The organism is Streptomyces sp. CNZ287, assembly GCF_007827615.1.
Window position 1 is genome coordinate 327,634 of sequence record NZ_VISV01000002.1, and the last position, 24,718, is coordinate 352,351.

Below are 24,718 nucleotides of genomic sequence, written 5' to 3' on the forward strand. Positions count from 1 at the left end.
CCCGTGCACGGTAAGCGATCCGGCCACCCGGACGCACGTCAGTGCGGTCGCCGCGGGCGCGGCCGTGGGATCATCCGGGTCCATGAGGCTGGACGGCGTCGGGCGGCGCTACGGCAGACGCGGCCCCTGGGTGCTGCGCGGGGTCGACCTGCGGGTGCCGGCGGGCGCGCTCGTACGCGTCGAAGGGGCCAACGGCGGCGGCAAGTCGACGCTGCTGCGGCTGCTGGCCGGCATCGACCTGCCCAGCGCCGGGCGCGTCGCCGACCGCCCCGCGCGCACGGCGTACGTGCCGGAGCGCTTCCCCGCCGCCCTGCCGCTGACGGCGCTCGGCTACCTGACGCACCTGGGCCGGGTGCAGGGGCTCCGCGGTGCCGAGGCGCGGCGGCGGGCGGGGGAGTGGCTGGAGCGGTTCGGGGCGGGAGAGTCGGCGCGTACGCCGCTGGACGAACTGTCGAAGGGCGGCGGCCAGAAGGTCGCGGTGGCGCAGGCGTTCCTCGCGGAGCCGGAGCTGCTGGTGCTCGACGAGGCGTGGACCGGGCTGGACACGGGCGCGCGGGCGGAGCTGGACGCGGCGGTGGCCGAGCGGCTGGCGGCGGGCGGGGCGGTGGTGTTCGTCGACCACGACCCGCGGCGGCTGGCGGACGTGCCGTACGCCGCCTACCGCGCCGGCGGCGGGCGGGTCGTCGCCCGGCCCGCGGGCGGAGCCCCGGCGGTGGTGGTCGAGGCGGTCGGGCCGGCGGGCGCGCGCGTGCCCGGCGACCTGCCGGGGGCGCCGCTCTGCGAGGAACTGCCCGGCGGCGGCTGCCGGCTGACGGTGCCCGCCGCGTACTCCGACGCCCTGCTGCGGGTGCTGCTCGGCGCACGCCCCGGCTGGCACATCCGCGGCGTGCGCCCTCTGCCGTACGCGCGGGAGGAGGACCCGGCGCCGTGACCGCGCTCGTGCGCTACCAACTCGCCCTGCTCGCCGGGTCGCACCGCTGGCTGCCGCCCCTGCTGGTGTACGCGGCGGCCGTGGCCGTCGGCGTCCAGCCCGGGCAGGCGGTGCTGGACTCGCTCGGGGTGGCCGCGGCGGCGGTGCTGCCGGTCGCCGCGTGGCTGGTGCGGGTCTGCACCGGCATGGAGCCGCCCGCCGCACGGGCCTGCCTGGCCGCGGCCGCGGGCCCGGCGCGGGCCCATCTGGCAAGCCTGGCCGCGGCGTTCGCGGCGGCGTCCGCGCTGGGTGCGGCGGGCGTGGCCTACGTCGTGCTCGTCAGCGACGCGCACGGCTCCGACCGGGCCTCGGAGACCGCCGTCCCGGTCGCGGCGGCGGCGGGCGCGGGGCTGCTCGCGACGCTGACCTGCGCGCTGCTGGGGACGGCGGTGGGCACGCTCTGCAACCGGCCGCTGCTGCGCAGCCGGGCCTGGACGGTGCCGGCGACGCTCGCCGGCGCGGGGGCGGTGCTGGTGGCGGCCGGCTCGCCGGCCAACGCCGCGGTGACCGGCCTGGTCAGCGGCTCCCGCGCGGCGGAGGTGCCGCTGCCGCTGCTGCCCCTGGCGGGCGCCGCCGTTGCGGCGGCGGTGACCGCGGCACTGGCGGCGGCGCTGAGCGCCCGGCGCTGACCGGCCGCCGGCCCTCACACCACCCGCAGCCGCACCGGCGCCTGCGCCGCCGGCTCCGGCAGCCGCAGCGGCCGGGCGCCCGGGGTGACCGAGCCCAGCAGCGCCGCCTCGCGCGCGCCCGTCGCCGACGGGACGGACGCCGGCAGCCCGCATACCGTCAGAAAGCCCAGCAGCGCGAAGAGATACCCCTCCTTGCCCTGCGACGACAGCCCGTGGTCCTCCATCCGCGACACCCGCGCCGGCGCGCACAGCTCCGCCAGCCGCGCCATCAGCGCCGGGTTGCGCACCCCGCCGCCGGAGACGACCAGCTCCTCGACCCCGTACTCCCGGCACGCCGCCGCGGCCAGCTCCGCGGTGAGCTCCGTGACGGTGGCCACCAGGTCGTCCAGCGCGGCCCTCGCACCCGCCGCGGCCACCTGCTCGCGCAGGTACGCCCCGTGGAAGAGCTCCTTGCCCGTCGACTTGGGCGCCGGCAGCGCGTAGTACGGCTCGGCCAGCAGCCGGCGCAGCAGCTCCCGGTCCACCGTGCCGCGCCGCGCCCGCGCGCCGTCGGTGTCCATGGTCTCCGCGCCGCCGGTGCCGTCGGCCACGGCCGCGTCGATGAGCGCGTTGGCGGGGCCCAGGTCGTACGCGACGACCCCGCCGCCGCCGCGGACGGTGATGTTGGCGATGCCGCCGAGGTTCAGCGCCCCGCGCCGCGGTCCCGGACCTTCGCCGAGGAGGAGCAGCGCGTCGAGGGTGGAGGCCAGCGGGGCGCCCTGGCCGCCACGGGCGATGTCTCGGGTGCGGACGTCGGAGACCACCGGCAGCCCGGTCGCCTCGGCGATCCAGGCGGCGCCGCCGAGCTGGAGGGTGCCGCGGGCGCGCCGGCCCTCGACCCAGTGGTAGACGGTCTGGCCGTGCGAGACCACGAGGTCCGCCTGCCCGCCCGCGACCGCGTCGACCGCCTCGGCGGCCACCCGGCCGAAGAACCGGCCCAGTTCGGTGTCGAGCCGGCAGACCTCCGCCATCGTCGTCGCGGCCGGGGGCAGGCAGGCGGCGACGGCGCGGCGCAGCTCGCCGGGGAACGGGGCGCTGTGCAGGCCGCGGGGGTGCAGGAGCAGTTCGTCGCCGGCCAGGCGCAGGTCGCAGACGGCGGCGTCCGCTGCGTCGTACGAGGTGCCGCTGAGCAGGCCGACGACGGTGAGCGCGGGGGCGGGGTGCGGGTGGGTCATCGGGCCATTGTCGTCGGCGCGTTCACGGGGGTGCGGGCGGCGTACGGCGGCGGCGTGGAGGTCGCAGGCCCGGCGGCCGGGGGCCGTCCTTGCGCAGAGGCACGGCGACGGGCCTGCTACCCCGCTGGGCCAGAACTATACATTTCGGGCATTCCGCCGCAAGAAGAGGCGCGGCCCGACTTGTCAGGCCGTCTGCTGAAATTTCACTGCAAGCCCATTGACGTCGGCCGCAGTCGGCCGTCAAGCTCTCTCCACTGCGTGTTAACGATAACACGAGCGACCAAGGGAGCCGCCCGATGTCAGGTCGTCATCCGCCGATCCCCCCACCACCCGCCGACCCCCGCACGACCATCCCCCGCCCCGGCCGCTTCGACCGCCGTACCCTGCTCCGGGTCTCCGCGGCCGGAGCGGCCGCCTCCGCCACCGGAGGACTGGCCGCCGCCTGCGGCAGCGCCGCGGGGCAGGGCCCGGGAAAGGTCGCCATCCACGGCGACAACGCCACCTGGGAGGCGCCGCTGCAGGCAGCCGGGAAGGCGCTCAAGGCCACCGCAGGACTGCAGCTCGTCCCCGAGGTCATCCCGTCCCTCGAGTCCTTCGAGCAGATCGTCAAGTCCTCGCTCCGCACGAACAAGACCCCCGACCTGCTCAAGTACTGGTCCGGCTACCGGCTGCGCGACCTCGCGCGCACCGGCGGCATCGAGGATCTGTCCAAGCAGTGGGAGTCCGCCGAGTCCCAGGGCTGGGTCGACCCCTCGCTGCGCGAGGCGTTCACCTACGGCGGACGTGTCTACGGGCTGCCGATGAACCTCGCCTACTGGGTGATCTTCTACAACCCCGAGGTCTTCGCGGAGCACCGCCTGGGGAAGCCCGAGACCTGGGACGACTTCCTCACCGCCTGCACCCGGCTGAAGGACAACGGCATCACCCCGCTGCACGGCACCACGGCCGGCCGCTGGCCCGCGTTCATCTGGTTCCAGGAGATCCTGAGCCGTCAGGATCCCCAGTTCTACGACGACCTGATGAACGGGCGCGAGCGCTACACCGACCCGCGCGCCGAACGGGCGCTGCGCACGATCGCCGGCTTCTTCGACAAGAACTGGTTCACCAGCATGGACGTGGACCACAACAACGCCGCCGCCGCCGTCGTCCACGGCGACATCGGGATGGTCGCCTGCGGCACGTGGCTGGGCGGAGTCTTCGCCGGTGCCGGTGCCAAGCCCGGCAAGACCGTCGACGCCTTCGTCCTGCCCATGGCCGACCCGGCGGCGCGCCCCTGCGTGATCTTCGAGTCCAGTGCCTTCGCGGTCACGGTCAAGGGCCCGGACAAGGAGGAGGCGCTGAAGGCCGCCGGCGGCTGGCTGCACCCCGAGGTCGCCACCGCCTTCGCCCACGGCCTCTCCGACGGCAGCCCCAACCCGAAGGTCGAGCCGGCCAACGCGGTCATCGAGGGCATCACCCGCCAGTCGAAGGACCTGTGGCTGCTCAACCGGTTCTGGGAACAGGGCCCGCCCGAACTCGTCGAGTCCACCGTGGACGACCTCGCGGGCATGCTCATCGATCCGCACTCGTACCGCAGCGGGCTGCGGACCATGCAGGAGCGCGCCGACGAGGCGTGGAAGGTGTGGCGGGAGGCGGAGAAGTCATGACCGACACCGTGGGCACGGCGGACGCCGCCAAGCCCGTACGCGTCCGCCGCCGCATACCCGTGCGCACCCCGCACCAGGCCGCGAGGAACACGTCCACCCGCCGCCTGGGAGGACCGTTCGCCGGCGTCCCCTGGGCGCTGCCCGCGCTCGCCCTCGTCGGCGTGCTGCTCCTCTATCCCTTCCTCCGCAGCATCTACGGCAGCTTCTTCGAGGACAACGGCTTCACCAGCAGCTTCACCGGCGTCGACAACTACACCCGGCTCGCCGAGGACCCGATCTTCGGCCGCTCGCTGCTCAACACCTTCATGTGGGTCGCCGGCACCCTGCTGCTGCCCGTCGTCGCCGGCCTCGCCATCGCGGTGGCCACCCACCGGATGCGCCGCTTCGGCGGCCTCGCCCAGCTCGTCATCGTGCTGCCGTTCGCGATCTCCGGCGCCGCCACCGCCGCGCTGTGGCGCTTCATGCTCACCACCGACGGCGCGGTCAACGAGATCCTGCGCGGCGTCGGCCTCGACTCCTGGGCGCAGAGCTGGCTGCTGGAGTGGCCGCAGAACACCCTCTCGATGATCGTCGCCAGCACCTGGCAGGCCACGGGACTGAACGTGGTCCTCTTCGCCATCGGCCTGCGCGCCATCCCGCGCGAGACGATCGAGGCCGCCGAGCTGGACGGCGCCACCGGCTGGCGGATGTTCCGCCACATCACGCTGCCGCAGTTGCGCGCCGTGACGGTCGTGGTCGTCGGCATGGCGATCGTCAACAGCCTCAAGGCGTTCGACATGATCTGGGTCCTCACCCAGGGCGGCCCCTCGCGCAGCTCCGAGACGCTGGCGCTGACCATGTACCGCGAGGCGTTCCGCCTCTTCCACGTCGGGTACGGCTCCGCCATCGCGCTCGTGCTCTCCGTGATCGTCGTCGCTTCCTCCTGGCTGTACCTCCGCCGCCAGATGCCCGGTGCCAAGGACTGAGAGGAGACACCGACATGGGACGCCACATGCGCAACCTCTTCGTCGCCGGCTGCGTGCTGCTCTGGCTGCTGCCGCTCTACCTGCTGATCGTCAACGCCCTCACCCCCGCCGAGGAGTACACGGGCTCCGTCGACTGGACCCCGCAGGGCTTCGCGATCTTCGACAACCTCAAGACCGCCTGGGTCGACGCCGGCATCGGCGACGGCTTCGCCAGCTCGATGCTGTACGCCGTCGTCTGCGGCGCGGTGGCCGTGGTGGTCGCGGCGATGGCCGCGTTCGCCGTCATCGTGCTGCCGATACCCCGGCCCGCCCTGTGGTTCTGGGCGATCTTCTCCGGGACGCTGTTCCCGCTGCAGATGTTCCTGGCCCCGCTCTTCGGCATGTACGCCGACGCCAACCTCTACGACACCCGCCTGGGCCTGATGCTCGTCTACGCGGCCTGGGCCATCCCCTTCGCGTTCTTCCTCATCCGCAACCAGATGACGACGATGCCACCGGAGATCACCGAGGCCGCGATGCTCGACGGCGCGTCCATGCGCCGCATCTTCTGGCGCATCCACGTGCCGCTGATGCGCTCCGGGCTGGGCGCCGCGTTCATCTTCCAGTTCACCGCCGTCTGGAACGACCTGCTGTTCGGCATCACGCTCAGCCGCAGCCCCGAGATCCAGCCGGTGATGGCCGCCCTCAACTCCCTCAACCAGGCGTACAGCTCGGCCGGGCCGCCGGTGATCCTCGCCGGCGCGTTCATCGTCTCGCTGCCCACGCTGCTGGTGTTCCTGGTGTTCCGCGGCCTCTTCCTGCGCGGCATCACCGCATCCGCCCGCTGACCGCCCGCCCGCCGACCCATCCGCCCGCCGGCCCCCGCCCGGCCCACGAACCCGCCCGCTTCACCGCCCGCGCCGCCGCGGGAGAGTACGGAGACCGCCGCATGACCACTCGGGCCCTCGTCAAGACCACCGACTGGGACAACGACCGCATCCGCGACAGCCTGCGCGGCAGCGTCGTCAGCGCCGAGGGCAGCCTCGCCGGCACCGCCCTGCGCCTCACCCAGGAGCCGCTGCTCAAGCACGCCGAGGGCGGCGGGCTGCTGCAGAGCCTGCGCGTCGAGGCCACCGGCGGCCCTCTGCCCGCCGAACTGGCCGCCGGTTCCTCCACCGCCTTCGTCGTACGCACCGAGTCCGGCACGGCGCTGCCCGCCGTGCCGGAAGCGGGCCCCGGCGGGTCCGTACGCCTGCTGCTGCCCGCCGTCGACACCGCCACCCGCGTCACCGTCGGCCTGGCCGCCGACCCCGATGCCGGGGCCGACGCCGGCATCGTCCTGACCCTCACCCCGCAGCGGCAGTGGACCCTCCACCTCGTCCACCACTCCCACCTCGACATCGGCTACACCGACCCCCAGGGCCGCGTCCTCGCCGAGCACCTGTCCTTCCTCGACTCCTGCCTGGAGCTGACCCGCGCCACCGACGACTGGCCCGCCGAGTCCCGGTTCCGCTGGTGCGTGGAGTCCCTGTGGTCCTTCCGGCAGTGGGCCGACGCGCGCCCCGCCGAGCAGGTCGAGGAGTTCGTACGGCGCGTCCGCGAGGGCCGCATCGAGCTGACCGCCATGCCGTTCAACCTCCACACCGAGACCTGCTCCACCGACGAGCTGCACGAACTGCTGCGGCTCGCCGACGAGGTGCGCGACGAGCACGGCGTCGAGTTCACCTCCGCGATGCAGACCGACGTACCCGGCGCCGTCGTCGGCCTCGTGGACGCGCTCGCCGCCGCCGGCGTCAGGTACCTGTCCGTGGCGCACAACTGGGCCGGCCGGTCCGTGCCCCACCTCGTCGGCGGCGAGAAGCTGCCCCGGCTCTTCCGGTGGCGCGCGCCCAGCGGCAACAGCATCCTCGTCTGGGTCACCGACACCCCGCACGGCCTGGCCTACATGGAGGGCCCGCTGCTCGGCTTCGACACCGACTACGACAGCGTCGACGACCTGCTGCCCGCCTATCTGACGTCGCTGGCCAGCAACCCGTACCCGTACCGCGGCGGGATCTTCGGCTGGGCCATGGACCAGGCCGACGTCAAGCGCGAGCCATACCCGTGGGACATCCTGCACCTGCGCGTGCAGGGCAAGTTCGGCGACAACGCGCCGCCGCGGCGGATCATCGCCGACACCGTCCGCCGCTGGAACGAGACCTGGGCCTACCCGCAGCTCCGGCTCTCCCGCAACGAGGACTTCTTCACCGACGCCGAGGCCCGCCTCGGCGACGAGATCCGCACCTTCGAGGGCGACTGGACCGACTGGTGGGTCGACGGCGTCGGCTCCGGCGCCCGCCCGCTCTCCCTGGCCCGCACCGCGCAGGCCACCGTCGCCGACGCGCAGACCCTCGGCACCTTCGCCGGCATCCTGGGCGCCACGGGCGCCGCCGACGACAGCCGGGACGCGGCCCCCGTCTACGAGGCCGTGTCGCTCTTCGACGAGCACACCTGGGGCGCCGGCGACCCCTGGACCCACGGCGACCACGGCGGCCACAGCGGCGAGGAGCAGTGGCACTGGAAGTACGGGCAGGCGCTGCGCGCGTACGACGACGGCAACTCGCTCCTCGACCGGGCCCGCGCCCGCCTCGGCCAGCGGCTCGCCGGCGCGCCCGACGCCGTGTCGTACCACGTCGTCAACACCTGCTCCTGGGCCCGCACCGACGTCGTGCGGATCTTCCTGCCGGAGAGCAGCGTGCCGCTGGAGCAGCGCGTCGCCGTCCGCGACGCCCGCACCGGCGAGAAGCTGCGGCACGAGGAGCAGGCGCAGGTGAACGACGACCACCGGGACGCGGGCCGGTTCCTGCTGGTGTGCGTCGCCGACGTGCCGCCCGCCGGCTCCGTACGCCTCGACGTCGTCGCCGAAGGCGCCGGCGACGGGGCCGCCGACGGCGAGGGCACCGTCCTGAAGGCCGCCACCGGCTGGAACCCCACCGGCGGCACCGAGAAGGAGGACCCCGCGGAGACCGCCGCCGCCGCGCACGCCCAGGCCGACCCCACGCTGCTGGAGAACGAGCACCTCGCGGTCCGCGTCGACCTCGCCCGCGCCTGCATCGCCTCCGTCGTCGACAAGACCACGGGACGCGAACTGGTCCGCGGCGCCGATGCGGGCGCAGCCGCCGGCTTCAACGCCTACATCCACGACAGCTACACCACCGCCGGCGGCTTCAACCACAACTCCAGCCGCACCACCGCCTCCGAGCGCCTGGAGCACCTCGGCAACCGCTCCGTCGCCCCGCCCGCCGCGCTCATCGCGCGCACGTCCACCGCCACCGGCGAGACCCTCACCTACGAGACCCGCCCCGCCGGCGCCAACCGGGTGCGCACGACGCTCACGCTGCCGCACGGCGCCGCCCGCCTCGACATCGAGAACCGCGTCGACAAGGACGCCACCCCCGGCAAGGAGAGCGCCTACTTCGCGTTCCCCTTCGCCTTCGAGGCGCCCACCGTGCGGATGGAGGCCACCGGCGGCGCCACCGGCACCGGCCTGTCCGTCATCCCCGGCTCCGCGCGGCACATGCGGGCCGTACGCCGCTGGGTGACGCTCGCCGACGACGGGCTCGCCGTCGCCTGGGCCACCCAGGACGCGCCGCTGGTACAAGTCGGGAACATCGCGCTGCCGTATGCGCCGTTCCCGAAGACGATGGGCGAGGACGAGCCCGCCACCGTCTTCTCCTGGATCCACAACAACCTGTGGGACACCAACTTCCCCAGCGAGCAGGGCTTCGAGTTCACCTTCCGCTACAGCCTCGCCTGCGGTACGGACGCCGCCGCCCCGCACGGCTCCCTCGGCGCCCGCACCGCCGCGGGACTCAGCCGCCCGCTGCACGCCGTACGGGCCCGCGCCCCGCACGCCGAGGGCCCCGAGGTCACCGACGGGCTGGCGTTCGCCGAGGTCGGCGACCCGCGGGTGCGGCTCGTCGGCGCCACCACCCCCGGTGGCGAAGCCGGCGAAGGCGCCGTGCTGCTGCGGCTGCAGTCCTTCGCCGAGGAGCCCGTGGCCTGTCCCGTACGCGCCCTCTTCCCCGTCACCGGGGCCGGGCTCGCCGACTACCTCGGCCGCCCGGGAGACGACCTGCCGGTAACGGACGGGGAGGTCACCGTCGACCTCCCCACCCTCGGCACGACCGCGGTGCTCTTCCGGCGCCGCTGAACCACATCCGAAGGAGACTGCGTGTACCGGCTCGACCCGCGCTACGCACCCGCCCCGCCGGCCGTCCTCACCACCGGCTGGCGGGCCGTGGCGGCGGAACTCCCCCACGGCCCGGCGGTAGTGGCCGTCGAGGGACCCCCGTCCGCGGACTGGGACGCCCTCGCCGGCCGGCTCCGGCGCGAGCTCACCGCCCGCGGCACCCCCGTGGCACTCCTCGACGTACGGCGCCACTACGCGCCGGCCGACGAGGTCAGACGCCGCACCGAGCGGCCCGAGGACGCCGCCGACCCGCACTACTGCAAGCTCGCCGAGAACCCCCTCGACGACCTCTTCGACACCCCGCCCGCGGCGCGCCGCCCCGACGCCGGGCTGCTGCTGGTCTACGGCCCCGGCGCCGCCGTCGTACCGCACGACCTGCTCTGGTACGCCGACGTGCCCAAGCGCTACGCCGAGGCCGCCGTCACCGCCGGCACCACCGGCACCAACCTGGGCCTGCCCGGCGAAGCACCCGCCCTCCGGCGGCTGTTCTACGTCGACTGGCCCATGCTCGACCGCCACCGCGACGCGGTGGCCCGCCGCATCGACGGCTGGCTCGACGTCCAGGACCCCGGCCACCCCGTCCACCTCGACGGCGACGGGCTGCGCGGCACCCTCGCCGCGCTCGCCCGCCGGCCCGTACGCACCCGGCCCTACTTCAACTCCACCCCCTGGGGCGGCCACTGGGCCCAGCGCGAGCTGGGCTTCGCCCCCGACGCGCCCAACACCGCCCTCGGCTACGAGCTGATCGCCCCCGAGGCCGGCATCCTGATCGGCACCGGACCGGACGCGCAGGCCGAGGTGCCGTTCCAGCTCATGTGCGTCCTCGCCCCCGAGGACGTGCTCGGCGCCGAGGTGCACGCGCGGTTCGGCACCTCGTTCCCGATCCGCTTCGACTACCTCGACACCGTCGACGGCGGCAACCTGTCGCTGCACTGCCACCCGCGCGAGGCGTACATGCGCGAGCGGTTCGGCTGGCCGTACACCCAGCACGAGACCTACTACATGACGCTCGGCAGCGCGGAGACGAAGGTGTACCTCGGGCTGCGCGAGGACGCCGACACCGGGCAGTTCCGCAAGGAGATCGAGAAGGCGATCACCGACGCGGTGCCGATGGACCCGGAGGACCACGTGCTGGCCTTCCCGGGCGAGAAGGGGCAGTTGTTCATGATCCCCGCCGGTACGCCGCACGCCAGCGGCGCCGGCAACCTCGTCCTGGAGATCAGCGCCACGCCGTACCTCTACAGCCTCCGCTTCTACGACTGGCTGCGGCCCGGCGCCGACGGCAGGCCGCGGCCGATGCCGTACGAGCACGGGCTGGCGAACCTCGAGACCGCGCGGCGCGGCGAGGCGGTGGCCCGGGAGCTGGTGCAGGACCCGCGCGAACTGCGCTCGGGCCCCGGCTGGCGGGAGGAACTGCTCGGCGCGCTCGACGAGATGTTCTACGAAGTCAGGAGGTACACCCTGGACGAAGGAGCCGAGGCGGGCGACGACACCGAGGGCCGCTTCCACGTCCTCAACGTGGCCGAGGGCGCCGGCGTCACCGTGCACACCGCGGCCGGCGACATCCACGAGCTGGCGTACGCCGAGACGCTGACCGTGCCCGCGGCGGTCGGCGGCTACCGGCTCGTGGCCACCGCGGGCGGCGGGCCCGTGCGGGTCGTCAAGGCCCTCGTCAGGAAGGCCGCCGAGCGTTGATCCCCGTCCTGGAGATCGGCGGTACGCACGTCACCGCCGCGCTGGTCTCCCCGCGGGCCGCCGCCGTCGCCACCCGCGTGCGGCGTCCGCTGGACGCGCGGGCCCGCGCCGGGGACATCCTCGGCGCGGTCCTGCGCTGCGCCCGCGCCCTGCCGGCGGCGCCGGCGGGCGCGCGGTGGGGGGTGGCGGTGCCGGGTCCCTTCGACTACGCGACCGGCGTCGCGCTCTTCGCCGGCGTCGGCAAGTTCGAGTCGCTGTACGGGGTGGACGTGCGGGCGGCGCTGCTCGACGGGCTGCCGGGGAGCCCGTCGGGCGTCGCCTTCCGCAACGACGCGCACGCCTTCCTCGCCGGCGAGTGGGCCGCGGGCGCCGCCCGCGGCCACACCCGCGCGGTGGGCATCACCCTGGGCACGGGTGTCGGCTCGGCGTTCCTCGCGGACGGCACGCTGCACACGACCGGCCCGGGGCTGCCGCCGGAGGGCCGGATGGACCTGGCCAGGATCGACGGCAGACCGCTGGAGGAGGTGGTCTCCCGCCGAGCGATCCTCGCCAGGTACTCGGTCGCCGCGGGCGCCGGCGGCGGGACGGTGTGCGGGGGAACCGGCTCCGGGGGAGGACCGGGCTTCGCGAGCGGGTCCGGGTCGGCGGGGGAGTACGGCGGGCCGCCGGGAGAGCCCGGGGGCGAAGCCGCGGGGGCCTCCGGCCGGCCGCGCCGCCCGGAGGGAGCGGACGGCGCGTTCGCCTCCGCCGGCGCGGAAGCCGCCGTCGACGTGCGCGAGATCGCGGAGCGCGCGCGGGCGGGGGAGGAGCGGGCGCGCCGGGTCCTCGACGCGGCGTTCGGCGCGCTCGGCGCGGAACTGGGGCCACGGCTGGCGGCGTTCGGCGCCACGGCGCTGGTCGTCGGCGGCTCCATGGCGGAGTCCTGGGACCTGGTCGCCCCACCGCTGACCACCGGCCTGACGGCCGGAGGCTGGCGGCCGGCCGCCGGGACCGGGGTCCACGGCGTACGTGCCGCAGGGGACCCCGGCCGGCCGGAACCCGCCCGCTCGCCGCGGTCCGGCGGCCCGGCGGGAGGCCCGCTGCCGCCCGGCGGTCCCGGCGGCACCGGGGAGCCGGGCCGTACCCCCGCGGAGACCCGTCCCCAGAGCCCCGCGGAACCGCCCCCGGGTTCCCGGCGGCTGGTACGGGCCCTGCTCGGCGAGGACGCCGGACTGATCGGGGCCGCCGCCGCGGTCGGGGGTGCCGGGTGACGCCGGGGCCCGCCGGCGGGGCCGCTCCGCGGGACGCGCAGCCCACGCTGCGGGACGTCGCGGAACGCGCCGCGGTCAGCGCCATGACGGTCTCGCGCGTGCTGCGCGACGACCCCAAGGTGCTGCCCGCCACCGCCGCCCGCGTCCGCGCCGCCGTCGCCGAACTCGGCTACCGGCGCAACGAGGTCGCCCGCAGCCTCCGCCTCGGCAGCGGCACCGGGCTCGTCGGCCTCGTCGTCACCAACCTCGCCAACCCCTTCTACTCCCGCCTCGCCCTCGGCGTCGACGCCGTCGTCGCCCAGCACGGCCTGAAGGCCGTCATCGGGAACACCGGCCAGGACATCGACACCGAACGCAGCCTCGTCGAGGACCTCGTCGCCCGCCGCGTCGACGGCATCGTCGCCGTCCCCGCCGGCGGCGACCAGCGGCACCTGGCCGCCGCCGCGGCCGAGGGCGTGCCCGTCGTGCTGGCGAGCCGGCCGCCCGTCGGGTTCGCCGCCGACCACGTCCTCGTCGACGACTACGGCGGCGCCCGCGCGGCGACCGAGCGGCTGCTGGCCGCCGGGCACCGGCGCATCGGCTTCCTCGGCACCCCGCCCGCCGTGTACACCGGCACCGAGCGACTCCGCGGCTACACCGCCGCCCTCGCCGACGCCGGGCTGCCCGCCGACGGCACGTACATACGGCAGGGGCAGCAGCAGACCGCGGAGGCCGCCGTCGCCACCGCCGCGCTCCTCGCCCTGCCCGAGCCCCCGACCGCGCTCTTCTGCTCCAACAACCGCAACACCATCGGCGCCTTCCGCGCCATCCGCGAGGCCGGCACCGCCACCGCCCTCGCCGGGTTCGACGACTTCGAGATGGCCGACACCCTCGGACTGCCGCTCACCCTCGTCGCGTACGACACCGACGAACTCGGCCGCGAGGCCGGCCGCCTGCTCCTCGCCCGCCTCGGCGAACGCGCCGGCGCCGGCCCTCGCGTGGACGCCGCCCCCACCCCGCCGGAGCGCCGGACCATGGTCCCGACCACCCTCGTCTCCTACGGCACCCCCGACCCGTAACGGGTTCCGCGCACCCGGACCCACCCGTCCATGTAACATCCGCTATCTGGATGAGCCATCTTCCCGCCAGGGGAACGGGGGCCGGGACCGGGAACGGAGGTCGCGATGGCGGCAACGGGAGGCACCGCGTCGGGCACGCAGAGCGTGGAGCGCGCCCTGTCACTGCTGTCGTACTTCACCGACGAGCAGCCGGAGCGCCGCATCGCCGAGCTGGTCGAGCTGAGCGGCCTCGGCCAGTCCACCGTCTCCCGGCTCGTGGCCGCCCTGGAGTCGCTCGGCTATCTCGTCCGGGACGAGCGCAGCGGCCTGCACCGCATCGGCCCCAAGGTCGTCGAACTCGCCGGCGTCGCGCTCAACCAGTCCAGCGTCCACCGCGCCGCCCGCCAGGTCGCCCAGAACCTCGCCCACGAACTCGGCCTCGGCGCCAACGTCGCGGAACGCCACGGCGACCGCATGTTCTACCTCTGCCACTTCGAAGGCCCCCTCGCCCCGCGGACCTTCACCCTCACCGGCCGCTCCGCCCCGCTGCACGCCACCGCCATGGGCAAGGCGCTGCTCTCCGGGCTCGCCGAGGACGAGGTCCGCGACCTCATGGGCCCCGACTACCCCGCGTACACCCGCAGGACCATCACCGGCCTCCCCGGGCTGCTCGACGCCCTGGCCGAGACCCGCGCCCGGGGCTACGCCACCGAGGTCGAGGAGCTGGCCTTCGGCCGCGCCTGCCTCGCCGCGCCCGTACGCGACCGCTCCGGCGCGGTCGTCGCCGCGCTGTCCGTCTCCGGCTCGCTCTCCGCCATGGACCTGACCGCCCGCCAGGACACGCTCGCCGCCAGGACCGTCGAGTACGCCGACCAGATCTCCACCGGCCTCGGCTACCTCGCCCACGCCCGCCCCGCCGCGCTCTGAACCCGCCCTCCCCGCACGCCGGTACGGCCGTTCCGTACCCAGGACAGAGGTGAGCCCGGTCCCGGGGTGCGGGCCTCGGGACCGGGCTCCGGCGGCGTCGGCCGAACCCTCGACGGCGACGACCGCCCGCTCACGTGCGCACGCTCATGACCTCCCGCCCACCAGCCGGTAGTCGTGCCCCGCGCGCAGCGGGAACCCGACCGCGCCGGTGACGGGGTCCACGGAGAAGCCGACCGCGCGGCCGGTGGTCGTGTCCAGCACCTTCAACGACTTCGGGTGCCAGCCGGCGTTCGCGTTCACGATCCGCGACGTGCGCTTCCCGTCACCGTAGCTGTACACCGAATCCCGCGTCACCGGGAATACCTGCGCCAGAAGCCGCGCCGAGGAACCCGCCTCCGCCCGGCGCACCAGCACGCCCTTCCCGCCCACGAACGCCGGCACGTCGCCCCTGGCCACCCGGTGGTCCGTGAGCGTCACCGGACCCTCGTGCCGCTCACCGGTGTTGACGTCGATCCACAGCCGCTGGCGGCGAGGTTCAGCAGGTTCACCGGCATCCGGTCGGGGTCCTCGTGGTACACCGCGCCCGTGCCGTAGATCGTGTCGTTGATCCGCGCCCAGTCACCGGGCAGCGCATAGGCGGTGTTGCGCACCATCACCGCGTCCCCGGCGTCGTGGAGCGCCTTCAGCAGCGCGTTCCAGTTGCCGTCGCGCCACAGGTCGGGGCTGTAGAGCATGGTGTCCTCCTTCCAGCCGTCCACGCCCCACTTGCGGGTCTGCGCCACGTACCAGTCGACGGCCTCCGGATTCCGGCCGTCCAGCACGTACGACGCGCCGGAGGGGAACTGCGCCCTGGTGACCTTCACCGGCGCGCCGTCCGCGCCGGCCAGCAGATACCCCTGGCGCCTGGCCTCCTCCACGAACCCGGCGTCGGTGACCGGGTTGTGGTTGCCGCCGTCGTCCCGCGCGGCCTTGAAGTTGTTGCGCGCGCCGAGGAGGAGCGCCACGTCGTTCTCCGCGAAGAGCCGCTTCAGCGCATCCGGGTCCGGGTAGCGGGGGTTGGGCAGGCCGTCGTCGCGGCCCTCCTCCGCGGTGTCGTCCGGTACGTCCCGCCCGTGACGACCAGGCCGCGCCCCCGCTCGGCGACGCGGTACCCCGCCGGGCTCCCCGCGGAACCCGCCACCCCCGGGACCCCCGCGCCGCGCCCCGCGTCCGCCGGCTGCGCGGCCTGCGCGAGCGGCAGCGCCGTCAGCAGCGTACGGGCACAGGCGATGGCAGATTCCCACATCATGCAAGTGGTATGCAAGAAGTGTATTGGCCTTTACGGAAGAGGGGACCCGATGAGCGGCAACACCCCTGAGCCGCCCACCGGGTGCTCGTGGGTCCGGCGCCGCGCGTCAGGCGGCCCGTACCAGCCCCATGTACTTCGTCCAGTCCCAGTTGGGGCCGGGGTCGGTGTGGGTGGCGCCGGGGACCTCGTTGTGGCCGATGATGCGGTCACGGGTGCGCGGGATGCCGTAGCGGGTGCAGATCGCCGCGGTCAGTTGTGCCGACCGCCGGTACATCACGTCCGTGAACCAGGCCGGCTTGTCCACCCAGCCCTCGTGCTCGATGCCGATGCTGCGGGTGTTGTAGTTCCAGTTGCCGGCGTGCCAGGCGATGTCCTTCTCCCGGACGAGCTGGGCGATGTAGCCGTCGGCCGAGGCGATGAGGTAGTGCGAGGAGACGTCGCGGCTGGGGTTCTGGAAGATGTCCACGGCGTCCTGGAAGTACTCCTGGGTCACGTGCACGACCACGAAGTCCACCGGGTACGCGGTCGGGCGGCTGGAGACCGTGTAGTTGGACCGGTCCGCCGGTATCCAGTGCGTCGGGGGGTACTGCGCCGCCTGCGCGGGGGTGGCGGCGAGGCCGCCGAGGCCGGCCGCGGCGGCGGTGGCGGCGGCGCCCTGGATGAGCCGCCTGCGGGGGAGGTTCGCGAAGTCCATGGGGCTCCTGACAGCGGAGGGACATTTGCGCGTACATGACAGTCCGGAAACCATCATGAGGACACGTCGGGCCCGCTGCCAAGACATGGCCGGATATGCCAATGGGCGTACCAAAGGCGGTGGTCGGGGGCGCGGTACGCGGGAGGCGCCCGGTGCGCGCCGGTCAGCCGGCGGTGACCGCGCCCGGCGCCTCCATGACGGCGTCGACCTCGCTCAGCGCGGCTCCGAGCAGCGGCCCCTCGGCGCCGAGCGCCGAGACGGTCAGCCGTACGGTACGGGCCGGGTCGGCGAGCCGGCGGCCCAGCTCGCGTTCGACCGCGGGCACCACCCAGGGCCCGAGTCCGGCGAGCGCGCCGCCCAGCACGACGGTCTCCGGGTCGAGGAGGTTCACGGCGCCGGCGAGCGCGATGCCCAGCGCACCGCCCGCCTCGCGCAGCGCCGTCCGCACCAGGGCGTCGCCGTCCCCGGCGCGGGCGGCGAGCATGGCGATCCGCGCGCCGGGGCCCGGGTGTGCGGCGCGGGCCCCCGCCGGCTCGATGCCGGAGGCCCGCAGCACGGCCTCCTCGCCCGCGTACTGCTCCAGGCACCCGCGTCCGCCGCAGGCGCACGGCCGGCCCTGGGGGCGTACCGGCACATGGCCCAGTTCCCCGGCGAACCCGTGTGCCCCGCGCAGCAGTTCGCCGTCCATGACGACGGCGGCGCCGATGCCGATCTCGGCGGAGACGAAGAGGAAGTTCCGTCCGGGCCCGGGGGAGCCGTGGTCCCCGGCCGGGAGCGCGGCGTCCTGCCGGTCCCCGGGATCGAGGGCGGGACCCGGGCCGGGCTCCCCGTCCGCGCCGGTGCCCGGCGGCTCCGCCGCGGTGCGTTCCAGGCGCTGTTCCGCGAGCGCGCCGAGGTTGGCCTCGTTGCCGACGCGGGCGGGCGGGGCGGCCGGGAGGAGCGGGCCGAGGTCGACGCCCTGCCAGCCGAGGTTGGGGGCCCGTACGACGGTCGACTCGTCGCGCGCGATGAGACCCGGGACGGCGACCGTCAGCCCGGTCGGCGTCAGGCCCTCGCCCCGTACCTCCGCCACGACCTCCTCGATCAGCCCGGCGAGCCGCGCCAGCACCGGCCCCGGCGGGTGGTCCCGGTTCGCGGCGTCGGCGGCGACCCGGGCCCGTACCCGGCCGCGCAGGTCCACCGCGCAGACCGCGAGGTGGTCCACGCCGATCTCGGCGCCGAGGCCGCACGGCCCGCGGTCGTTGAGCGCGAGGGCGCTGCCGGGCCTGCCCACCGTGCCGGGGCGGCCGGGACCCAGCTCCACCAGTAGCCCTGCCCGCAGCAGTTCGTCCACGACGGCCGCGACCCCCGCCCGCGTCATTCCGATCCGCGCCGCCACGGCCGCGCGCGACAGCGGGCCCCCGGCGGCCACGGCGCGCAGGGCCAGGGACAGGTTCCGCTGCCGCAGCGCCTGCTGCGTGCGGGGAGAGGGCGCCGACACGGGCGACTCCTTCAGGCGGTGAACGGGCCGTGAACGGCGGTGATGACCGTCACGTCGGGCTCGGGCACGACGACCCTACGGCCTCGGGGCGCCGTACCGGAGCATGGCGGACAGGCTCACCAGCAATAGTTGCGCGAAGTGCGCAGAAAATCTTGGTCGTACTGCTTGTTTCGCGCAGGTTACGCGTGCATGATGTGCCTGTCCGAACGGACGTCCACAGCAAAGTCGGAGGAGGATCGGCGTGGATCTTCAGCTCTTGGCGGCGCTCGTGCTCGGTATCGCCACGATCATCGTCATCGTGCTGCGCACCAGGCTCGACGCCTTCGTCGCACTGCTCGTCGCCTCGCTGGTGACGGGCTTCGTCGCGGGCGCGCCCGCCACGGAAACCCTCGATTCGATCACCGCCGGCTTCGGCTCGACGCTCGGGTCCATCGGCATCGTGATCGGCCTGGGCGTGGGCCTGGGCAAGATCCTGGAGGTCTCCGGCGCCGCGGACGCGCTGGCCAGGGCGTTCGTCAGGGCGTTCGGCAAGGGCCGCGAGCCGTGGGCGATGGGCACGACCGGCGCGGTCGTCTCGATCCCGGTCTTCTGCGACTCCGGCTACGTGATCATGAACCCGCTGGCCCGCTCCATAGCCCGCGTGAAGCGCGCAGGTTACGTGACGCTCGCGCTCGCGCTGGGCTGCGGCATGACGCTCACCCACCACCTGGTGCCGCCGACGCCGGGCCCGCTGGGCGTGGCCGGCATCCTCGGCGCCGAGCTGGGCGCGCTGGTGCTGGCGGGCCTGGCCTTCTCCGCCGTCCTGCTGCCCATCGTGATCGCGTACGCGCGCTGGATGGGGCCGAAGCTGGAGAGCGAGGTCTCGGACGAGGTCCGCGAGGCCGTGTACGGCAAGGCCGCGGTCGCCGCCGGCGCCGGTCCGGGCTCCGCGGGCGCGCCGGCCGGCCTGTCCGAGAACGACTTCGCGGACGAGCCGGAGCCGGAGCGCGACCCGGCGGCCGCCCTCGGCACCCCGCCGCCCGGCGCCAAGCCGCACCGGATGAATCCGGGCCTGGCCACGCTGCCGCTGCTGGTGCCGCTGCTGCTCATCATCGCCAACACCGTGGCCTCCGCCATCGACCAGAACCGCCAGGGCGCGGTCGGCTCCGACGACTACGAGCCCTCGGCCCTCCCGAAGGCCCTGGCCTTCATCGGCAGCCCCGTCGTGGCGCTCCTCATCGGCATCGTGCTCGCGGTCTACGTGCTGCTGCCCCGCTGGACGACCCGTTCCCAGGTCGGCGGCTGGCTCTCCGAGGCGGCCGCGTCCGCCGGGCTCATCATCCTCATCACCGGCGCGGGCGGTGCCCTCGGCCAGGTGCTGCGCGACACCGGCGTGGGCGACGAGCTGGCCGAGGCCATCTCGTCCTGGAGCCTGCCGGGCGTGCTGGTGCCGTTCCTCATCGCCTCGCTGGTGCGGGTCGCCCAGGGCTCCGGCACGGTGGCGATGATCACCGCCGCTTCCGTCACCGCACCCCTCATCGACGGCCTCGGGATATCCGCGCTGCTTGCCGCCCTGGCCTGCTGTGCCGGCTCGATGGTCTTCAGCTACTTCAACGACTCCTACTTCTGGGTCGTCACCCGCTTCACCGGTCTCGACGGGATCGCGGCCATCCGCGGCTGGTCGGGCATCACCACCGCCGTGTGGCTCGGCTCCCTGCCGCTGCTGCTGGTCGCGAGCACGTTCATATGAGCGGGCCGGTGAGGGCGCGTCCGGCCGGCCGGCGAGCGGCCGTGCTGGTGGCCGCGGACGACCTGACGGGCGCGAACGCCACGGCGGCGGGCTTCGCCCGGGCCGGGCTGCGCGCCGTGACCGTCGGCGCCGACCAGGGTCCGGACGTCCTCGCCGGGCTCGCGGAGCGGTTCGACGCCGTGGTGGTCAGCACCGACAGCCGGCACTGCCCGCCCGCCGAGGCGGCGCGCCGGGTGACCGGCGCCGTACGGGCCGGCTGGCCGGCCGAACTGGTCAGCAACCGCGTCGACTCCACCCTCCGCGGCAACGTCGGCGCCTCCACCGAAGCCCTGCTGGCGGCCGTGCGCGCGGCCTCCGGCCGGCGGGCCGTGGCCCTGTGCGCACCGGCCCACCCCGAGGCGGGCCGGCACACCGTGCAGGGCACCCAACTCCTCGACGGCGTCCGGCTGGAGGAGACGGAGCTGGCGCGCGACCCGCGCTCGCCCGTGCCGACCTCGGACATCGCGGAGCTGCTGCGCCGCCAGGCGGACCTGCGGATCGCCCGCGTGCCGCTGTCGGTGGTCACCGCCGAGGCCGGGACGCTCCAGGCCCATCTGGACAAGGTCGTCGCCGAGGGCGCGGAGGTGGTCGTCGCCGACGCGCTGACCGTGGAGCACCTGGAGCGCACGGCCGCGGCGGCCGTCGCCGCCGGCGGCGGCGAGATCGTGTGGACCGGCGTCGACTCCGGGCCCGGCTCCGTGGCGCTGGCCCGCGCGCTCGGCATCACCGGCCGCGCCGCGGGCTTCCCGGTGCTCGCCGTCTCGGGCTCCGCCACCGCGCTGACCCGCGCCCAGCTCGCGCGGCTGCGGGCTGTCGAGCCCGTGCGCGTCGTCCGCCCCGTCACCGCTCCCGGCTCGCCCGTCCCCGAGCCCGCCGCCACCGCCGAGGCGCTGGCGGCGGAGCTGGCCGCCGCGGGCCCGGGCGAGGTGGTGCTGCTCGCGACCGTGCTGGAGGACGCCGACGTCGTCGCCCTCGACCCCGCGGACGCGGCGCGGCTGCCGGCGGAGCTGGCCCGCACGGTCCGTACCGCCCTGGAACGGCAGCCCGTCGATGGTCTCTTCGCCACCGGCGGCGACGTCTCCGCCGCCCTCTTCGCCGCGCTCGGGGCGGCCGGGCTCGACGTCGAGGACGAGTTGGAGCCGCTGGCGGTCGCCGGCGGCTTCGTCGGCGGCGACTGGGCCGGCCTCCCGGTCGTCACCAAGGGCGGCCTGATCGGCGGCGCCGACACCACCGTCGCCTGCGTCGCCCATCTGCGCCGCGCCGCTGCCGCCGCCCGGCGGCACGTTCCGGCCGCCGGGAGACGTTGACCCCGTGAAGCCGGCCACCCCGAGGACACTGTGAACCCGTGACGCCCGTGCAGACCGACCGGCCCGAGGACTTCGGGCCGACCGCACCCCACCGGACGGCGAGCGCACCGCGCCGCCGCACCACGAGGAGGAACCACCGATGACCCGCCCCGTCCTCGCCGTCACCCTGGGCGACCCCGTCGGGATCGGCCCGGAGATCACGGCCCGCACCCTGGCCGAGGTCGCCGGGCAGACCGGGCACCACGGCATCGCCGTCGGCGACGCAGAGGCGCTGCGCCGCGGCGCCCGCGCCGCCGGTCTCGACACCGAGGTGCGCGCGGTGAGCGGCTTCGACGCCGAACCCGCGGGCCCCGGCGTCATCGACGTCTTCGACACCGGCGAACTCGGCACGGACGTACCGGAGTGGGGCAAGGTCGACGCCCGCGCGGGCCGCGCCGCCGTCACCGCCATCGAGGTCGCCACCCGCGCCGCGCTCGACGGCAAGGTCTCGGGGATCGTCACGGGCCCCATCAACAAGGAGGCCATCTGGAAGGCCGGCTCGAAGCACCTCGGCCACACCGAGATGCTCGGCGAGCTGACCGGCGTGACCCGCCAGGACACCATGTTCGTCGTGCGCAACACCGCGGCCGAAGGCCACCACCTGCGCATCTTCTTCACCACCCGGCACGTCGCGCTGCGCACCGCGCTCGACCAGATCACCGCGGAGCGCGTCGGCAGGTCGATCCGCGAGGCGGTCACCGCGCTGCAGGTCTTCGGTACCGAGGCGCCCCGGCTGGCGGTCGCCGCGATCAACCCGCACGGCGGCGAGAACGGCGCGTTCGGCGACGAGGAGATCGTGCACATCGCCCCCGCCGTGGAGGCGGCGCGCGCCGAGGGTCTGGACGTCAGCGGGCCCGTCCCCGCGGACTCCGTCTTCCACCAGGGCCTCGTCGGCCGCTACGACGGCGTGCTGTCCCACTTCCACGACCAGGGCCACATCCCCGCCAAGACCTACGACTTCGACGGCACCATCTCCGTCACCGTCGGGCTGCCGATCCTGCGCACGTCCGTCGACCACGGCACGGCCTTCGATATCGCGGGCACCGGCCGCGCCGATCACGGCACAATGCTCTCGGCGTATCTCGCGGGCGTGGACTACAGCCCGTTCGCGGAGCGGATCCGCCGGACGTACGGCTGACCCACCCCGCCCGCCGCGGGACCCGCAGCGGCGGGCGGACACGACAGACGGAGGCACGTGTGGCCCACCCGACGGCGCGGCGCGGCACGCGCGAGCGGCACGAAGCCCTGCTGCGGCTGCTCCGCGAAGGCACCACGCAGGTGGAGGAGCTGGCCGCGGCGCTCGCCGTGTCGCCGTCGACCGTACGGCGCGACCTGGGCCGGCTCACCGAGGGCGGCCGGGTGACGCGCACCTACGGCGGCGCGGTGGTGCCCGAGGCGTTCCCCGAGCGCCCGGTGGGGGAGAGCGCGCTCGTCCGGCTGCACGCGAAGGCCGCGATCGCGGAGGCCGCGCTCGCGCTGGTGCCGGAGAGCGGCGCGGTGTTCGTCGACGCGGGCACCACGTGCGCGGCGCTGGCCCGCCAGTTGCTCGACGCCGACGTGCACGCGGGCGGCAGCGTCGTGGTCACCCGCGGCCTGGAGACCGCGCAACTGCTCGCCGGGGCGCCCGACATCGACGTGGTGATGCTCGGCGGCAGCGTGCGCCCGCTCAGCCACGGGCTGGTCGGCCCGCTCACCGACCTGGCACTGGACCGGCTGTCGTTCTCGGTGGCGTTCCTCGGCGCCGACGCCGTCGACCCCGAACGCGGCGTCGGCGAGCCGACGCTGGAGGAGACGGCGGTCAAGGAGCGCGTCGCCGCGCGGGCGCACCGGGTCGTGGTCCTCGCCGACGCGACGAAGCTGGTCGTCGACGACGCCCCGGCGTGGACCCGGCTGCCCCGGGGCTGGACGCTGGTGACCGACGCGGAGGCGCCGGAGGACCTGGCGGAACGCTGCGCGGCGGCGGGCGTGACGTTCGTCCGCGCGGGCTGACCCGCCACGCCGGTACGCGGCCGCCGTCCCGGCGTACGCGGCGCAGGCCGGCGCGCGGACACCGCCGGGCCCGAGCTGCCGCCACCGGTCCGTACGCCCTCAGTCCGCCCGGCGCAGCAGCGCGCCCGCGTCCGCGAGCACCGCGCCGATCCGCTCCAGGGTCGCGTCGTCCCGCTCCAGCGGCTCGTACGTGCGCCCCTCCGCGGTGGACCAGCGCCTGGCCACCGCCGCCGAGTCCTCGTCCAGCAGCAGCCCCGCCGCCTGCGCCGCCGCGCCGAGGGCGACCAGCTCCTGCGCCCGCGGCACCTGCACCGCACGCCCCGACAGCCGCCGCACCGTCTCCCGCCACGCGGCGCCCTGCGCCCCGCCGCCGATGAGCAGCAGCGGCGCGTCCGGGTCGGCGTCGGGCCCGGAGACCTCCGCCAGCGCCGTCAGCAGCGCGTGCACCGCGCCGTCGTACGCGGCCTGGAGCACCTGCCCGGGGGTGGTGTCGTGGCGCAGCCCGTGGACGAGGCCGGAGGCGTGCGGCAGGTCGGGGGTGCGCTCGCCGTCGAGGAAGGGCAGCACGACGGCCGTGCCACCGGGTTGCACCTCCTCGCGGTAGCGGCTGAGCAGCGCGGCGATCCGGTCCACGGCCTGGGTGCAGTTGAGGGTGCAGGCCAGCGGCAGCCAGTCGCCGCGCGCGTCGGCGAAGCCCGCGACGGTGCCGGTGGGGTCGGCGGGGCGGTGCCGGGAGACGGCGTAGACGGTGCCGGAGGTGCCGAGGCTGAGCACCGGTTGCCCTGCGGCGAGGCCCAGGCCCAGGGCGGCGGCCATGTTGTCGCCGGTGCCGGGGGCGACGAGGGCGCCGCGGGGTACGGGCAGTCCTTCGGCGTGTACGGTGCCGGCCGCCCCGCCCGGCCGCACCACGCGCGGCAGCCGGTCGGGGGAGAGGCCGACGTGCTCCAGCGTCGCGCTGTCGTACGCCTCCGTCGCGGCGTCCCACCAGCCGGTGCCCGAGGCGTCGCCGCGATCGGTGACGGCCTCGCCGGTGAGCCGCTCGGTGAGGTAGTCGTGCGGCAGCCGGACGGCCGCGGTGGCGGCGGCGGACTCAGGCTCCTGCTCGGCGAGCCACGCCCACTTGGTGACGGTGAAGGAGGCGGCCGGCACGCTGCCGGTGCGCTCCGCCCAGCCCTTCGGCCCGCCCAGCTCCGTGACCAGGCGGTCGCGCTGCGCGGCGGAGCGCACGTCGTTCCAGAGCAGCGCGGGACGTACCGGACGCCCGCCGGCGTCCAGCGTCACCAGCCCGTGCTGCTGCGCGCCCACCGAGATGGCCGCCGCCTCCCGGGCCGGCGGGCCGCAGGCGGCCAGGGCGGCGCCGAGCGCGTCCCACCACTGCTCCGGATCGCTCTCCCGCCGGCCGCCGGTGCTGACGACGTGCGCGGCCTGGCCGTGCGCCACCACCTGCCCGGTCTCGCTGTCGACGACCAGCGCCTTGGTGGACTGCGTCGAACTGTCGACGCCGATGACGAGGGGCCCCATGCTGTGTCCTCCGCGACTCGTGGGCCGGCTCTTCCCTCCGACCCGGTCGGCATCCTATTTTGTAAAGCGGCCTTACGAAATAGATCCGC

Annotated in this window: 21 protein-coding genes; 14 read left to right on the forward strand and 7 right to left on the reverse strand. The window is 75.3% G+C overall.

Translation table 11 applies throughout. From position 1 onward, the window contains the following. The first annotated feature begins 82 nt into the window (after positions 1 to 82). Both FB457_RS05640 and FB457_RS05645 read left to right on the forward strand, forming a co-directional pair. Positions 83 to 931: an ATP-binding cassette domain-containing protein gene (locus FB457_RS05640; RefSeq protein ID WP_186461930.1), complete on the forward strand. Its 849-nt coding sequence runs from the start codon at positions 83 to 85 to the stop codon at positions 929 to 931. Then, positions 928 to 1,599, forward strand: a complete 672-nt coding sequence (locus FB457_RS05645) for a hypothetical protein (protein ID WP_047014599.1) — start codon at positions 928 to 930, stop codon at positions 1,597 to 1,599. The genes FB457_RS05640 and FB457_RS05645 overlap by 4 nt, the downstream gene beginning before the upstream one ends. A gap of 14 nt (positions 1,600 to 1,613) precedes the next feature. Here the strand turns inward: FB457_RS05645 and FB457_RS05650 are convergent, their stop codons facing one another. Then, the gene (locus FB457_RS05650; RefSeq protein WP_047014598.1) at positions 1,614 to 2,813 is read right to left on the reverse strand and encodes an anhydro-N-acetylmuramic acid kinase; all 1,200 of its coding nucleotides are present in this window, start codon (positions 2,811 to 2,813) and stop codon (positions 1,614 to 1,616) included. Positions 2,814 to 3,109: 296 nt separating this feature from the next. Between FB457_RS05650 and FB457_RS05655 the strand changes: the two genes are divergently transcribed. The 8 genes from FB457_RS05655 to FB457_RS05690 all read left to right on the forward strand — a co-directional run bounded on the left by FB457_RS05655 (position 3,110) and on the right by FB457_RS05690 (position 14,543). Beyond that, positions 3,110 to 4,459, forward strand: coding sequence for an extracellular solute-binding protein (locus tag FB457_RS05655; protein WP_145781031.1), 1,350 nt, complete (start codon positions 3,110 to 3,112; stop codon positions 4,457 to 4,459). Beyond that, complete coding sequence (locus FB457_RS05660; RefSeq protein WP_047014596.1) at positions 4,456 to 5,424, forward strand: carbohydrate ABC transporter permease; 969 nt, start codon at positions 4,456 to 4,458, stop codon at positions 5,422 to 5,424. The genes FB457_RS05655 and FB457_RS05660 overlap by 4 nt, the downstream gene beginning before the upstream one ends. A gap of 14 nt (positions 5,425 to 5,438) precedes the next feature. Beyond that, positions 5,439 to 6,251 carry a carbohydrate ABC transporter permease gene (locus FB457_RS05665; RefSeq protein WP_047014595.1) on the forward strand — a complete coding sequence of 271 codons (813 nt, stop codon included), beginning with the start codon at positions 5,439 to 5,441 and terminating at the stop codon, positions 6,249 to 6,251. Positions 6,252 to 6,352: 101 nt separating this feature from the next. Continuing rightward, positions 6,353 to 9,595 (forward strand): glycoside hydrolase family 38 N-terminal domain-containing protein, encoded by a 3,243-nt coding sequence (locus tag FB457_RS05670; RefSeq protein WP_145781033.1) that lies wholly within the window; start codon positions 6,353 to 6,355, stop codon positions 9,593 to 9,595. 21 nt (positions 9,596 to 9,616) lie between these two features. After that, positions 9,617 to 11,329 (forward strand): class I mannose-6-phosphate isomerase, encoded by a 1,713-nt coding sequence (locus FB457_RS05675; RefSeq protein ID WP_047014593.1) that lies wholly within the window; start codon positions 9,617 to 9,619, stop codon positions 11,327 to 11,329. Next, positions 11,326 to 12,579 (forward strand): ROK family protein, encoded by a 1,254-nt coding sequence (locus FB457_RS05680; RefSeq protein ID WP_047014592.1) that lies wholly within the window; start codon positions 11,326 to 11,328, stop codon positions 12,577 to 12,579. Before FB457_RS05675 ends, FB457_RS05680 begins: the two co-directional genes overlap by 4 nt. After that, positions 12,576 to 13,637, forward strand: a complete 1,062-nt coding sequence (locus FB457_RS05685) for a substrate-binding domain-containing protein (protein ID WP_145781035.1) — start codon at positions 12,576 to 12,578, stop codon at positions 13,635 to 13,637. Before FB457_RS05680 ends, FB457_RS05685 begins: the two co-directional genes overlap by 4 nt. 105 nt (positions 13,638 to 13,742) lie before the next feature. Then, positions 13,743 to 14,543 carry an IclR family transcriptional regulator gene (locus tag FB457_RS05690; RefSeq protein ID WP_047014590.1) on the forward strand — a complete coding sequence of 267 codons (801 nt, stop codon included), beginning with the start codon at positions 13,743 to 13,745 and terminating at the stop codon, positions 14,541 to 14,543. A 144-nt stretch (positions 14,544 to 14,687) separates the two neighbouring features. On the opposite strand, the gene FB457_RS35885 is transcribed toward FB457_RS05690, so the two are convergent. The 5 genes from FB457_RS35885 to FB457_RS05710 form a co-directional block, all read right to left on the reverse strand. Continuing rightward, positions 14,688 to 15,020, reverse strand: coding sequence for a hypothetical protein (locus FB457_RS35885; protein WP_052770213.1), 333 nt, complete (start codon positions 15,018 to 15,020; stop codon positions 14,688 to 14,690). Next, a complete protein-coding gene (locus FB457_RS35890; RefSeq protein WP_486588930.1) occupies positions 15,017 to 15,547 on the reverse strand; it encodes a hypothetical protein in 531 nt (176 codons plus the stop codon). Before FB457_RS35890 ends, FB457_RS35885 begins: the two co-directional genes overlap by 4 nt. A gap of 23 nt (positions 15,548 to 15,570) precedes the next feature. After that, a complete protein-coding gene (locus FB457_RS35110; RefSeq protein WP_186461943.1) occupies positions 15,571 to 15,831 on the reverse strand; it encodes a hypothetical protein in 261 nt (86 codons plus the stop codon). 106 nt (positions 15,832 to 15,937) lie between these two features. Beyond that, on the reverse strand, positions 15,938 to 16,525 hold the full coding sequence (locus FB457_RS05705) for an N-acetylmuramoyl-L-alanine amidase (protein WP_047014589.1): 588 nt from the start codon (positions 16,523 to 16,525) through the stop codon (positions 15,938 to 15,940). Between the two features lie 163 nt (positions 16,526 to 16,688). Further along, a complete protein-coding gene (locus tag FB457_RS05710) occupies positions 16,689 to 18,005 on the reverse strand; it encodes an ROK family transcriptional regulator (protein ID WP_047014588.1) in 1,317 nt (438 codons plus the stop codon). Between the two features lie 241 nt (positions 18,006 to 18,246). Between FB457_RS05710 and FB457_RS05715 the strand changes: the two genes are divergently transcribed. The 4 genes from FB457_RS05715 to FB457_RS05730 all read left to right on the forward strand — a co-directional run bounded on the left by FB457_RS05715 (position 18,247) and on the right by FB457_RS05730 (position 23,108). Then, complete coding sequence (locus FB457_RS05715; RefSeq protein ID WP_253911133.1) at positions 18,247 to 19,734, forward strand: GntP family permease; 1,488 nt, start codon at positions 18,247 to 18,249, stop codon at positions 19,732 to 19,734. Between the two features lie 8 nt (positions 19,735 to 19,742). Next, positions 19,743 to 21,080 carry a four-carbon acid sugar kinase family protein gene (locus FB457_RS05720; RefSeq protein WP_253911132.1) on the forward strand — a complete coding sequence of 446 codons (1,338 nt, stop codon included), beginning with the start codon at positions 19,743 to 19,745 and terminating at the stop codon, positions 21,078 to 21,080. A gap of 139 nt (positions 21,081 to 21,219) precedes the next feature. Beyond that, positions 21,220 to 22,257, forward strand: coding sequence for a 4-hydroxythreonine-4-phosphate dehydrogenase PdxA (gene pdxA, locus FB457_RS05725; protein WP_047014586.1), 1,038 nt, complete (start codon positions 21,220 to 21,222; stop codon positions 22,255 to 22,257). 59 nt (positions 22,258 to 22,316) lie between these two features. Then, positions 22,317 to 23,108, forward strand: a complete 792-nt coding sequence (locus FB457_RS05730) for a DeoR/GlpR family DNA-binding transcription regulator (RefSeq protein ID WP_047014585.1) — start codon at positions 22,317 to 22,319, stop codon at positions 23,106 to 23,108. Positions 23,109 to 23,207: 99 nt separating this feature from the next. On the opposite strand, the gene xylB is transcribed toward FB457_RS05730, so the two are convergent. Next, positions 23,208 to 24,629, reverse strand: a complete 1,422-nt coding sequence (gene xylB, locus FB457_RS05735; RefSeq protein ID WP_145781037.1) for a xylulokinase — start codon at positions 24,627 to 24,629, stop codon at positions 23,208 to 23,210. Positions 24,630 to 24,718: the final 89 nt, after the last annotated feature.